Source organism: Ruegeria sp. F11, assembly GCF_056533855.1.
In genome coordinates, this window is the sequence record NZ_JBQFOW010000011.1 from 147,111 (window position 1) to 159,517 (window position 12,407).

11 protein-coding genes and 1 tRNA gene are annotated in these 12,407 nt (G+C 61.3%); 10 read left to right on the top strand and 2 right to left on the bottom strand.

Annotated elements, in window-relative coordinates; genetic code table 11:
• The first annotated feature begins 66 nt into the window (after positions 1-66).
• The 8 genes from ACR0NJ_RS16050 (at position 67) to ACR0NJ_RS16085 (ending at position 8,586) form a co-directional block, all read left to right on the top strand.
• Positions 67-1,155, top strand: coding sequence for an MHYT domain-containing protein (locus ACR0NJ_RS16050; RefSeq protein WP_480818138.1), 1,089 nt, complete (start codon positions 67-69; stop codon positions 1,153-1,155).
• 139 nt (positions 1,156-1,294) lie between these two features.
• Complete coding sequence (locus tag ACR0NJ_RS16055) at positions 1,295-2,128, top strand: FAD binding domain-containing protein (RefSeq protein ID WP_480818139.1); 834 nt, start codon at positions 1,295-1,297, stop codon at positions 2,126-2,128.
• 12 nt (positions 2,129-2,140) lie between these two features.
• Positions 2,141-2,635 carry a (2Fe-2S)-binding protein gene (locus tag ACR0NJ_RS16060; RefSeq protein ID WP_480818140.1) on the top strand — a complete coding sequence of 165 codons (495 nt, stop codon included), beginning with the start codon at positions 2,141-2,143 and terminating at the stop codon, positions 2,633-2,635.
• Entirely contained in the window at positions 2,632-5,049 is a 2,418-nt protein-coding gene (locus tag ACR0NJ_RS16065) for an aerobic carbon-monoxide dehydrogenase large subunit (RefSeq protein ID WP_480818141.1), read from the top strand. The genes ACR0NJ_RS16060 and ACR0NJ_RS16065 overlap by 4 nt, the downstream gene beginning before the upstream one ends.
• Positions 5,050-5,150: 101 nt before the next feature.
• On the top strand, positions 5,151-6,017 hold the full coding sequence (locus ACR0NJ_RS16070; protein ID WP_480818142.1) for an AAA family ATPase: 867 nt from the start codon (positions 5,151-5,153) through the stop codon (positions 6,015-6,017).
• Positions 6,017-7,207: a vWA domain-containing protein gene (locus ACR0NJ_RS16075; protein ID WP_480818172.1), complete on the top strand. Its 1,191-nt coding sequence runs from the start codon at positions 6,017-6,019 to the stop codon at positions 7,205-7,207. The genes ACR0NJ_RS16070 and ACR0NJ_RS16075 overlap by 1 nt, the downstream gene beginning before the upstream one ends.
• Positions 7,208-7,219: 12 nt before the next feature.
• Positions 7,220-8,026 (top strand): XdhC family protein, encoded by an 807-nt coding sequence (locus tag ACR0NJ_RS16080; protein ID WP_480818143.1) that lies wholly within the window; start codon positions 7,220-7,222, stop codon positions 8,024-8,026.
• A 107-nt stretch (positions 8,027-8,133) separates the two neighbouring features.
• Positions 8,134-8,586 carry an SRPBCC family protein gene (locus ACR0NJ_RS16085; RefSeq protein WP_480818144.1) on the top strand — a complete coding sequence of 151 codons (453 nt, stop codon included), beginning with the start codon at positions 8,134-8,136 and terminating at the stop codon, positions 8,584-8,586.
• Between the two features lie 71 nt (positions 8,587-8,657).
• On the opposite strand, the gene ACR0NJ_RS16090 is transcribed toward ACR0NJ_RS16085, so the two are convergent.
• Positions 8,658-8,744 (bottom strand) — tRNA-Leu (locus ACR0NJ_RS16090).
• A gap of 201 nt (positions 8,745-8,945) precedes the next feature.
• On the opposite strand from ACR0NJ_RS16090, the gene ACR0NJ_RS16095 reads away from it, so the two are divergent.
• A complete protein-coding gene (locus ACR0NJ_RS16095) occupies positions 8,946-9,929 on the top strand; it encodes a complex I NDUFA9 subunit family protein (protein WP_480818145.1) in 984 nt (327 codons plus the stop codon).
• Here the strand turns inward: ACR0NJ_RS16095 and ACR0NJ_RS16100 are convergent, their stop codons facing one another.
• On the bottom strand, positions 9,930-10,733 hold the full coding sequence (locus ACR0NJ_RS16100) for an undecaprenyl-diphosphate phosphatase (protein ID WP_480818146.1): 804 nt from the start codon (positions 10,731-10,733) through the stop codon (positions 9,930-9,932).
• Between the two features lie 230 nt (positions 10,734-10,963).
• Between ACR0NJ_RS16100 and ACR0NJ_RS16105 the strand changes: the two genes are divergently transcribed.
• On the top strand, positions 10,964-12,397 hold the full coding sequence (locus ACR0NJ_RS16105; RefSeq protein ID WP_480818147.1) for an NAD(P)-dependent oxidoreductase: 1,434 nt from the start codon (positions 10,964-10,966) through the stop codon (positions 12,395-12,397).
• Positions 12,398-12,407: the final 10 nt, after the last annotated feature.

Sequence of the window (12,407 nt, forward strand, 5' to 3'; positions counted from 1 at the left end):
GCGATTGTCGCCCTCCAATCCGTTTGCTAGGGTCTCCCTCGCGTCGGGGAGGGCGTGCAGACCTTCATGCTGGATTACTCACATAACGCCTGGCTTGTGGCGGCGTCGCTGGCCGTGGCGCTGATGGCGGGGTTTACGGGCCTTTACCTGACTCATGGCGCGTCTCGGCTGGACGACCAGCGCCGCAAGCTTGTGGTCGCGCTGGCCGCAGTCATTCTGGGCGGCGGCATCTGGTCGATGCATTTCGTGGCGATGCTTGGCCTGCAATTGCCGATCCTGTTTTATTACGACGCGCTGATCACCCTGATCTCGGCCTTGGTGGCGATCCTGATGGTGGGCCTCGCGCTGCTGCTGCTGCATTTCCGCCCCCGCACAATGCAGACCATTGTCGGCGCGGGTGTGATCGTGGGCCTTGGCATCGTTGTGATGCATTATGTAGGCATGGCCGGGATGGAGCTGTGCCGCCCGGTCTATACCGTATGGGACGTGGGACTCTCGACGCTGGCGTCGGTCGTATTGTCGGTGTTGGCGATCTGGGTCGCCTATGACAACCGCACCCAGCGCAACATCCTGCTGGGCACCGCGTGTTTTGGCCTCGCCGTGTTCACCATGCATTTCGTGGCCACCGGGCTGACCGATTTTGTCGCCACCGACACTGCGGGCGGAGCCGGGCCCGCGCTGAACAACCGGGTGCTGGCGATGGGCGTCACCGTCTCGGTCTTTCTGATCTGCGGCGCGTTCCTGCTGACCGGGATCACTTTTATCGAGCCGGAGGGCAAAGCGCAGCCCGATACACCGGAACCCGCTCCCCCAGTGCAGTTGCGCGCCGGTGTCCCGTTCGAACGCGAAGGTCAGACCTTCTTTGCCGAACCCGCCCGCATCGCCGCCATCCGGGCCGAGGGGCACTACACCGTCCTCTACATGGGCCCCGAGAAACTCTTTTGCCCGTGGTCGATCACCGAGGCCGAAACCCGTCTGCAACCTGACGGGTTCCTGCGCGCCCATCGCAGCTATCTGGTCAATCCCCGCCACGTCTCAAGCTTCGAACGTCACAAGGACAATGGCACCTGCTATTTCGACGGGACCGACGCCCTGCCCAAAGTGCCGGTCAGCCGGTCGCGCCTGACTGATATTCGCGACGCGCTGGGCCTCTGATCGCATTTCGTGCAGCCCATTCGCATTTCGTGAAACAAGCTGCGCGCCCTGTTTCCCTTAACTGGAATGGCTGATCCCCGCATCCTCTGCTGACTGCAGGTCCCCCAAGGCACACCGCCCGGACCAAGGGAGGAAACATATGATACCAGCCGGTTTTGAGTATCACCGGCCAGGCGATATCGCCTCGGCCATCGGCATTCTGCAGGAACACGGAGACGAGGCGCGCGTGATCGCGGGCGGGCATAGCCTGATCCCGATGATGAAGCTGCGCATGGCCGAGATGGGTCATCTGGTCGATCTGCAGGCCATCGAGGAATTGAAAGGCATCGAGGTGGGGTCCGATACCGTGACCCTTGGCGCGATGGTCACCCAGCACGAGTTGATCACACATGAAGGTCTGGCTGCCGCCATTCCGCTGATCCGCGAGGCGGCGTTGCAGATCGCGGACCCGCAGGTGCGTTACGTCGGGACCGTTGGCGGCAATGTTGCCAATGGCGATCCGGGCAACGACATGCCGGGGCTGATGCAATGCCTGAATGCGACGTTCGATCTGTCCGGCCCGGATGGGTCCCGCAGCGTCGCCGCGCGAGACTTTTACGAGGCTGCGTATTTCACCGCCCGCGAGGACGAGGAAATCCTGACCCGGATTTCGATCCCGGTGCCGGGTGCCGGTATCGGCCAGGCCTACGAAAAGCAAAAGCGCAAGATCGGCGACTATGCCACCGCCGCTGCTGCGGTGATGGTGGGCAATGGCACCGCCTCGGTCGCGATGACAAATCTGGCCGATACGCCTGTGTGGTCCGAAGGGGCAAGTGCCGCGCTGGCCGATGGCGATGTGGACGGCTGCGTTGCTGCGATGCTGGACGCCATCGAGCCCGTCGCCGACAACCGTGGCCCTGTCGAATTCAAGAAACACGTGGCCGCCGTGATGCTGCGCCGTGCCATCGACCGTGCGCTAAGCCGCGCGGGTTGAGGGGAGGATAAAATGTCGAAAATGCACGTCAAACTCACCGTGAACGGCAAACAGGTCGAAGGTCTGGCCGAGCCGCGCACGCTGCTGATCCACTTCCTGCGGGAAGACCTGAAAATCACCGGCCCTCATATCGGGTGCGAGACCAGCCATTGCGGCGCTTGCACCGTGGATATCGATGGTAAATCCGTCAAATCCTGCACCACCTTTGTGGCGCAGGTGAACGGGGCCGATGTCACCACGGTCGAAGGGCTGACCAATGACGATGGCAGCCTTGGTGTGTTGCAGGAAATGTTCCGCGAACATCACGGGCTGCAATGCGGCTTTTGCACACCGGGCATGATCACCCGCGCGCACCGCCTGCTGCAGGAAAACCCGAACCCGACCGAGGAAGAAATTCGTTTCGGTATGGCCGGGAACCTGTGCCGCTGCACTGGATACCAGAACATCGTCAAGGCGATTTCGGCCTCGGCTGAGATGTTGAATGCGCAGAAGGAGGCCGCGGAATGAATGATCAAACCATGACCCCCGAACAGCGCGCGGCCAACCTCAAAGGTATGGGCAGCTCGCGCAAACGCGTCGAGGATGTGCGCTTTACCCAAGGCAAGGGCAATTATGTCGATGACATCAAGCTGGACGGCATGCTGTTCGGCGACTTCGTGCGTTCGCCCTACGCACATGCGCGCGTTGTCAGCGTGAACAAAGAGGCCGCCTTGGCGATGCCCGGTGTGATCGCTGTTCTGACAGCCGAAGATCTGTCTCCGCTGGGCCTGCACTGGATGCCGACGCTGGCCGGTGACAAGCAGATGGTGCTGGCCGATGGCAAGGTGCTGTTCCAAGGACAGGAAGTTGCCTTTGTCGTGGCCGAGGATCGGTATATCGCGGCGGATGCTGCGGAACTGGTCGAGGTTGAGTACGAAGAACTGCCCGTTCTGACTGATCCCTTCGAGGCGCTGAAATCCGATGTGGTTCTGCGTGAAGACCTTGAGGGTCAGACCGAAGGCGCGCACGGGCCCCGCAAGCACCACAATCATATCTTCACTTGGGAACAAGGCGACAAGGACGCGACCGAGGCGGTACTGGCCGAGGCTGACGTGGTCGCCGAAGAGATGGTCTATTACCACCGCACCCACCCTTGCCCGCTGGAGACCTGCGGGTCGGTGGCCAGCATGGACAAGGTGACTGGCAAGCTGACGCTTTACGGTACGTTCCAAGCCCCGCACGCGATCCGGACTGTTGTGTCGCTGATCTCGGGCATCGCTGAGCACAATATCCGCGTGATCAGTCCCGATATCGGTGGCGGGTTCGGCAACAAGGTGGGGGCCTATGCGGGTTATGTCTGCTCGGTCGTGGCCTCGATCGTGACCGGCCAGCCGGTGAAATGGGTCGAGGACCGGATGGAGAATCTGATGTCCACCGCCTTTGCCCGTGACTACTGGATGCAGGGCAAGATCGCGGCCACCAAGGACGGCAAGATCACCGGTTTGTGGTGTCACACCACGGCGGATCACGGTGGCTTTGACGCTTGTGCCGATCCAACCAAGTTCCCAGCGGGGTTCATGAACATCTGCACCGGGTCTTATGACATCCCGACGGCCTATCTGGCCGTGGATGGGGTCTATACCAACAAAGCTCCGGGCGGGGTGGCCTATCGCTGTTCCTTCCGCGTGACTGAGGCGGCGTATTTCATCGAACGCATGATCGAGGTTCTGGCCATCAAGCTGAACATGGACGCGGCTGAGCTGCGCCGGATCAACTTCATCAAGGCCGATCAGTTCCCGTATCAATCGGCGCTGGGCTGGGAGTATGACTCGGGCGACTATCACACCGCTTGGGACAAGGCGCTGAAGGCGGTCGACTATGACGGTTTGCGGGCCGAACAGGCGCAGCGGGTTGAGGATTTCAAAGCCGGTAAGACTCGCAAGCTGCTTGGGATTGGCCTGACGCATTTCACTGAAATCGTTGGGGCTGGGCCGGTGAAGAACTGCGATATCCTCGGGCTTGGTATGTTTGACAGCTGCGAAATCCGCATTCACCCGACGGGGTCCGCCATTGCGCGGTTGGGGACGATCTCTCAGGGGCAGGGTCACGCCACGACCTTTGCCCAGATCATCGCCAGCGAGATCGGCCTGCCTGCCGATGACATCACGCTGGAGGAGGGCGACACCGACACCGCGCCCTATGGTCTGGGAACCTACGGGTCTCGGTCAACGCCCGTGGCGGGTGCGGCAACGGCGATGGCTGCGCGTAAAATCCGGGCCAAGGCGCAGATGATCGCGGCTTATCTGCTTGAGGTCCACGACGACGATGTCGAATGGGACGTGGATCGGTTCGCGGTCAAAGGTGCGCCTGAGCGGTTCAAGACGATGAAGGAAATCGCCTTCGCCGCCTATAATCAGGCGATCCCTGGCTTGGAGCCAGGTCTTGAGGCGGTCAGCTATTACGACCCGCCGAACATGACCTATCCGTTCGGGGCCTATATCTGCGTCATGGAGATCGATGTGGATACCGGCGAATGGGACGTTCGCAAGTTCTATGCGCTGGACGATTGTGGCACGCGGATCAACCCGATGATCATCGACGGGCAGGTTCATGGCGGCGTGACCGAAGCCTTGGCCATCGCGATGGGGCAAGAGATTGCCTATGACGAGATGGGCAATGTGAAGACCGGTACGCTGATGGATTTCTTCCTGCCCACCGCGTGGGAGACGCCGAACTATATCACCGACTATACGGTGACCCCGTCCCCGCACCATCCGATTGGTGCGAAGGGTGTGGGTGAGAGCCCGAATGTGGGGGGCGTGCCTTGTTTCTCGAACGCGGTGCATGATGCGTTCCGGCCGTTTGGGTTGGTGCAGAGTCACATGCCGCATGACCATTGGCGGATCTGGAAGATCGCCAATGGGTTGGGGATGCATGGGTGATTGGGATCGGACCGGCTGATGCCGGTCCGACCGAGGCAAGGGGGCTCTGCCCCCTTGGACCCACGGGATGTTTTCAGCCAGATGAAGAATGGATCCTGGTTTTGACTTTGAGTGATGTGCAGAACGGGTTGGCCGCGCAGGGCTATGTTGCCGATGATCGGTTGGCGATGGCGTTGCATTTGGCGCAGGCTTTGGGGCGGCCTTTGCTGCTGGAGGGGCCTGCCGGGGTTGGCAAGACCGAGGTGGCCAAGGCGATGGCGGCTTGGCTTGAGGCTCGGTTGATCCGGTTGCAATGTTACGAAGGGTTGGATGCCAGCCACGCGATTTATGAGTGGAACTATCAGCGGCAGTTGTTGGCGATCCGAGCGAGCGAAGCGCAGGGTGGGGTTGGAGAGGCGCAGTTGTTTTCTGACGCCTATCTGCTGAAACGGCCCTTGTTAGAGGCTATTTCGCAGGATGTGCCTCCGGTTTTGCTGATTGATGAGATTGACCGGGCGGATGAGGAGTTCGACGCGTATCTGCTGGAAATCCTGTCCGACTTTCAGGTCACCATTCCCGAGCTTGGAACTGTTGAAGCCAAGGCGCGGCCGATTGTGATTCTGACGGCCAATGGGACGCGGGACTTGTCGGATGCGTTGCGTCGGCGGTGTCTTTACAGTTTTCTGGACTACCCGTCGAAAGAGACCGAGATGGCGATCCTGCGGGCGCGGATGCCCGAGGTTGAGGCGCTGTTGGCGCGTCAGATCATTGGCGTTGTTCAGGCACTGCGCAAGGAAGACCTTGAGAAGATGCCGGGGATTGCCGAAATGCTGGATTGGGCCGCCGCCTTGTCCGGGCTGGGGGTCAACGATCTGGCGCAGTCTCGGGATGAGGTGCAGGCCACGCTGGTCTGTCTGTTAAAGACCGCCGCCGACTATGACGCCGCGCCGCCAGAAGTCATGGACCGCCTGATCGGGAAGGTCGCGTGATGCAGGCGACGCGCTTTCCATCCCGGGCTACGGGCCTTGCCGACCGGATGTCAGGGTTCATCGCGCACCTGCGCCTGAATGGTCTGCGCGTCGGGCCGAGGGAAACCGGGGATGCGCTTGCGGCCCTGACCGCTGTGGACGCGACCGATGCGGATCAGGCGCGGCGGGCATTGTGCTCGCTGCTGGCGGGGGATGCCGAGGACTGGCGGCGGTTTGATGAGCTGTTCGACGCGTATTGGTTCAACGCGGGCAAGCAGCGCGCGGGCACGGCCCAGACACCTCATGTGCGCGTGCAAGCCGCCAAACCGATGATCTGGCAGGGTTCGGATCAGGAACAGACAAACACGCAAGCGGATGCAGATCAGGCAGCCACCACTCCTGATCCGGGCGATGGGGAAGCCGAAGGGATGGACGGGAAGCTGATTGCGACCCGCACGGCCAACCTGTCGCGCCGGGACCTGCGGGAAGTGATGGATGAACAAACCCTAAAACAGGCGGAAATGGCGGCTGAACGCTTGGCCCACGCCATTCGAGACCGCCGGTCGCGGAGGCGGAAAAAGGCGCTGCGCGGTCCTGCGCTGGACATGCGTCGTATTCAACGGGCCAGTCTGGCGCGCGGGGGCGAGCCGATAGACCTCTATCGCCGCGCCCGTCCGCCGCGTCCGATGCGCATCGTGGCCCTGTGCGACGTAAGCGGTTCGATGACCGTGTATTCGCGGGTGTTTCTGGCCTTTCTCAAAGGCTTGATCGGCAGTGGAACCGAAGCCGATGCCTACCTGTTTCACACCCGTCTGATGCGGGTCACGGACGCCCTACGCGATCACGATTCGATCCGTGCTGCGGGACGGCTGTCTCTGATGGCCGAGGGGTTTGGCGGCGGCACCGATATCTCTGGCAGTCTTGAGAGCTTTCTGAACGGCTATGGCGCGCGCGCCCTGAATGGCCGCACCATCGTGCTGATCCTGTCGGACGGGTATTGCAGTTCTGATCCGGACGCGCTGGGCGATGTTCTGGCCCGCATCCGGCGCAAGGCGCGGCGCATTGTTTGGCTGAATCCGCTGAAAGGCTGGCAGAACTACCAGCCTATTGCGGCGGCGATGCAGGCGGCGGAACCATACTTAGACGCACATCTGCCCGCCAATACGCTGGATGCACTGGCGGCGCTTGAGCCGCAATTTCGCAAACTGTGAAAGGAGGCCGAGATGGCCAGTTTCGACATTTTCGACACCATAGATCAGTTGCGAAAGACCGGAGACGCCTTTTGTGTCGCGACGGTGCTGCGCACGGCGGATGCGACCTCGGCCAAGGCGGGTGGCAAGGCGGCGGTTACGCGAGACGGTCGAATCCTCGGCCATCTGGGCGGGGCTTGCGTGCAGCGGGCGGTCCGGGCCTCGGCACAAGAGGCTCTGGCCACCGGCGCACCGCAACTGATCCGGGTTAAACCTTCGGAAAAGGTGGTGAATATGACGGACCCTGACGGCGTTCAGACTTTCAAAAGCGGATGCCCTTCGGGCGGAACCGTCGATCTTTTGGTCGAGCCCTACCAGCAGGCGCCGCGTCTGGTGATTTTCGGAGAGTCTCCGATCGCCACCGCTCTTGCCGATCATGCGGCGCTGGCCGGGTTTCGCGTCTGCGTAACAGACGAAGACAATGCGACACATACTCAGGTCGCGCCGGACCAGATCGCCGATCTGGGGATCGAGGCACGGGATTTCGTTGTGGTCGCCTCGCAAGGGCAGGGCGATGGCGCGGCCCTGAAAGCGGCGCTGCAGACCGATGCGGCGCGGGTATCAATGGTTGCCAGCCGCCGTAAGGCCGATACACTGACGGCAAAACTGATCGCGGCAGGCATGGACCCGCTTCGGGTGGCGCGGCTCAAATCCCCCGCCGGGCTCGACATCCACGCCATTGATCCGCACGAGATCGCGGTGTCCATTCTGGCCGAGATCGTGATGTGGCGAAACAGTGATAAGTCCACGGAGGTGTCCCATGATGAAAAGCTTGCGTAAGCGGTTGGCGGCCTTCTGGTCCCAACGCCCCGAACAAACCCTCGAAGACGCGACCGAAACCGCGCTTCGTGTCTTCCCAAGATGTTGCTGAACAAAGGAAAATCCGAATGGAACTGAGTGACGAAATCCGCATCGCCGCGCCGCGTGACGTGGTCTATCAGGCCCTGAACAACCCCGATGTGCTGCGCGAGTGTATTCCGGGATGTGAAGAACTGACCCAGAATTCACCCGACGAATTGGAGGCCAAGGTTGTCTTGAAAATCGGACCGGTCAAAGCAAAATTCGCCGGTCAGGTGACGCTGGATAATTCGAACGCGCCCGACGGGTTTTCATTGATGGGCGAAGGCAAGGGCGGCGCTGCCGGTTTTGCCAAGGGCGGTGCCGAGGTGACGCTGACCGAAGACGGGGCCGAAACCGTTCTCACTTACACCGCCAAGGTCGATGTCGGCGGCAAAATCGCCCAGCTGGGCAGCCGCCTGATTGCGGGCACCGCCAAGAAACTCTCAGGCAAGTTCTTCACCCGGTTTGGTGAGGTCGTGGCAGAGCAGTCTGTGTCCTGACCGCCAACAGGTGCTGGTCGCAGAGACCACATCTGCGGCCGCTGTGAATGTTTGTTTGCCGTGTTGGGATTTGGTGCCCAGGAGAGGACTCGAACCTCCACGTCCATACGGACACTAGCACCTGAAGCTAGCGCGTCTACCAATTCCGCCACCTGGGCAGGTGTCGTGGAGGGGCGTTTAAGCCGACTGACGGGGGGCGTCAACCGGATTCGGGAAGAATCTTTAAAGTTTTTTGAACCCCGCTGGGCAGCGCTCTGATCCGACACCGGGACCTCGGCGTTGCGCGGCGAATTAGCGCCTTGTTTGCCGACGGTCCCGGCGCTAATCCTAGGGCGCATTCAGTTCGCAGGAGCCTTCTCATGTCCAAGCTGGTCACGATCTACGGTGGATCGGGTTTTGTCGGTCGCTATATCGCGCGGCGCATGGCGAATGAGGGGTGGCGCGTGCGGGTGGCCGTTCGTCGCCCTAACGAGGCGATGTTTGTCAAACCCTATGGTGCTGTGGGCCAGGTCGAGCCGGTTCTGTGCAATATCCGCGACGATGCCTCGGTTTCTCTGGCGATGCAGGGAGCGGATGCGGTTGTTAACTGCGTTGGCGTCCTCAATGAACTGGGCAACAACGCGTTTGACACGGTACAGGCCGAAGGTGCCGAGCGGATCGCGCGGCTGGCGGCTGAAAATGGCGTGGCGCGCATGGTCCATGTGTCTGCCATCGGGGCGGATGCGGACTCGGACAGCGTGTATTCGCGAACCAAGGCGCTGGGGGAGGCCGGTGTGCTGACCCATATGCCGGGTGCCGTGATCCTGCGCCCCTCGGTCATTTTTGGGACCGAAGATCAGTTCTTCAACCGCTTTGCCGGGATGACCCGGATGGGGCCGTTCCTACCTCTGGTCGGGGCTGGGACACAGTTCCAGCCGGTTTATGTGGATGATGTGGCTCAGGCGGCCGAACTGGCCGTTCTGGGGCAGGCGAGCCCCGGTGTGTATGAGATGGGTGGGCCCGAGGTGAAATCCTTCCGCGCACTGATGCAGCAAATGCTGGATGTGATCCACCGCCGCCGGGTCATTATCGGTATGCCGTTCGGGGTGGCCCGGATCATGGCGGGTGTTCTGGACATGGTGAAGTTCGTCAGCTTCCAGCTGTTCCCAAATCACATCCTGACCCGCGACCAGCTGAAGAACCTGCGTCGGGATAATGTGGTGTCTGAGGGTGCGAAAGGCTTTGCCGATCTGGGAATCGAGCCCACGACGCTTGAATCGGTGCTGCCCGAGTATCTGTGGAAGTTCCGCCCCTCGGGTCAGTATGACGACATCCAGAACTCGGCCCGGAACCTGCGGACCTGATCAGCTATAGGCGATCACCAGCAGGATGATGCCCAGAACGACGCGGTAGATCACATAGGGCGTGAAGCTGACGCTGCGCAACAGCCGCATCATCAGGCTGAGCGCCAGAAGGGCCGACAGAAACGCAAAACAGGCGGCAATCGCCCCGTCTTTGGCCAGTTGCGCATCGGCCTGGGCAATCACATCCAGCGTCAGTAATGCACCCGAGGCCAGGATCGTCGGGATCGACATCAGCATGGCAATCCGCGCGCCATCCTCGCGCGCGTATCCCAACTGCCGCGCGCCGGTGATCGTGATACCTGAGCGCGAGGTGCCGGGGATCAGCGCCAGAACCTGCCACAGGCCCATGATGGCGGCATCGCGCAGGCCCCAGTCTTTCGCCTCTTTGGTCTGGGGGCCCTTCTGGTCCATCCAATACAGCAGCAGGCCAAAGCCCAGCATCGTCCAGCCGATCACCGCGATCGATCGCATGGCCACGGCCAGCCCGGTGACATGCAGTAAAAGCCCAACGATCACGGCGGGAATGGTGGCGACGATTAGCCCCAGCGCCAGTCGCGCCTGCGGCGTATCGGTGCGCCCGGTCAGCGCGCGTGGCGTTCCGGCGATGGCCTGTTTGACGTCCGACCAGAAGTACAGGACCACCGCGCCCAAAGTGCCCACATGCACCGCCACGTCGATCGCCTGCCCCTGATCCTGCATCCCGGTCAGGGTGGGCAGCAGGATCAGATGACCTGACGAGGAGATTGGCAAAAATTCGGTAATTCCCTGTATGATTGCCACGAGAATCAAGTGAAAGAGACTCATCTGCCCTGCCGTGCTGCCGCCCCGTTTTCTTTGTGTTCAATGGGTATAAGCGCGGCCGGGAAAAGGAAAGCGTGTAGATAGGTCCGGATCGGAACTAAAAACACGGCGGTTTTCCGGATATTTGATCGACATGGCGGAATTTTTCCCATTTAGGTCAACATAGTTTACTTTTCATCCAAAGTCTCATCCCGTAAAGAGGTCCGACCAAGCCAATTCATGGAGTCTGACCCGTGGCCAAGCAACCGATGCTGAAATTTGTGCAGATCGACCGTGTCATGCCGGAAAAGCGTGCTGCGGATGACCGCAAGGAAGACTTTGACGAAATCTATGCCGAATTCGCGGCCGAAAAAGCCGCCGAGCAGGCCAGCCGGTGCAGCCAGTGTGGTGTGCCCTATTGTCAGTCGCACTGCCCGCTGCACAATAATATCCCCGATTGGTTGAACCTGACCGCGACGGGCCGGTTGGAAGAGGCCTATCAGACCAGTCAGGCCACCAACACCTTCCCGGAAATCTGCGGCCGTATCTGCCCGCAGGACCGCCTGTGCGAAGGTAATTGCGTGATCGAGCAATCCGGCCACGGCACGGTCACCATTGGTACGATCGAGAAATACATCACCGACACCGCATGGGACAAAGGCTGGGTCAAGCCGGTGGTTCCAACCGCCGAACGCAGCGAGAGCGTGGGTATCATCGGCGGCGGTCCCGGTGGTCTGGCTGCCGCAGACATGCTGCGCCGCGCTGGCATTCAGGTGACGGTTTATGACCGCTATGACCGCGCCGGAGGTCTGCTGATGTACGGCATCCCCGGTTTCAAGCTGGAAAAGGACATCGTGCAGCGTCGTAATGACCTGCTGGCCGATGGCGGCGTGACGTTCGAGCTGAATTGCGACGTCGACGCCACGAAGTTCGAAGACATTCGTGCCAAGCATGACGCGGTGATCATCGCGACCGGCGTCTACAAGTCGCGCGACCTGTCCATGCCCGGCAGCGGGCTGGGCGGGATCGAAAAGGCCATTGATTTCCTGACCGCCTCGAACCGCAAGAGCTTTGGCGACGCGGTCGAAGATTTCGACAATGGCCGTTTGAATGCCGCAGGTAAGAAGGTCGTGGTGATCGGCGGTGGCGACACCGCGATGGATTGCGTGCGGACATCGGTCCGTCAGGGCGCGACTTCGGTCAAATGTCTGTACCGCCGCGACCGGGCCAACATGCCGGGCTCGCAGCGCGAAACCCAGAACGCCGAAGAAGAAGGCGTGATCTTCGAATGGCTCAGCGCGCCCAAGGGCTTTACCGGCGACGACAAGGTGCAGGGCGTGATGGTGCAAAAGATGCGTCTGGGTCAGCCCGACGCTTCGGGCCGTCAGGCGCCTGAGGTGATCGAAGGTGCCGATTACGTCGAGGACGCCGATCTGGTGATCAAGGCTTTGGGTTTTGAGCCCGAAGACCTGCCCACCCTGTTCGGTCAGCCCGACCTGCCCGTGACACGCTGGGGCACCGTCAAAGCCGCGTTCCAAACTGGTGAGACCGAGATGGAAGGCGTCTATGCCATCGGTGACATCGTGCGCGGGGCCTCTCTGGTCGTGTGGGCGATCCGCGACGGCCGTGACTGTGCGGATGCGATTATTGACCGGTTCAATGCCAAGGCGACCATAGCCGCCGAATAACCCCAGCGAT

Bases quoted from the DNA above. Each gene is read 5' to 3' on its own strand.
- ACR0NJ_RS16085 (WP_480818144.1), top strand. From the start codon at position 8,134: ATGGAACTGAGTGACGAAATCCGCATCGCCGCGCCGCGTGACGTGGTC.
- ACR0NJ_RS16060 (WP_480818140.1), top strand. From the start codon at position 2,141: ATGTCGAAAATGCACGTCAAACTCACCGTGAACGGCAAACAGGTCGAA.
- ACR0NJ_RS16055 (WP_480818139.1), top strand. From the start codon at position 1,295: ATGATACCAGCCGGTTTTGAGTATCACCGGCCAGGCGATATCGCCTCG.
- ACR0NJ_RS16065 (WP_480818141.1), top strand. From the start codon at position 2,632: ATGAATGATCAAACCATGACCCCCGAACAGCGCGCGGCCAACCTCAAA.
- ACR0NJ_RS16050 (WP_480818138.1), top strand. From the start codon at position 67: ATGCTGGATTACTCACATAACGCCTGGCTTGTGGCGGCGTCGCTGGCC.
- ACR0NJ_RS16095 (WP_480818145.1), top strand. From the start codon at position 8,946: ATGTCCAAGCTGGTCACGATCTACGGTGGATCGGGTTTTGTCGGTCGC.
- ACR0NJ_RS16075 (WP_480818172.1), top strand. From the start codon at position 6,017: ATGCAGGCGACGCGCTTTCCATCCCGGGCTACGGGCCTTGCCGACCGG.
- ACR0NJ_RS16100 (WP_480818146.1), bottom strand. From the start codon at position 10,733: ATGAGTCTCTTTCACTTGATTCTCGTGGCAATCATACAGGGAATTACC.
- ACR0NJ_RS16080 (WP_480818143.1), top strand. From the start codon at position 7,220: ATGGCCAGTTTCGACATTTTCGACACCATAGATCAGTTGCGAAAGACC.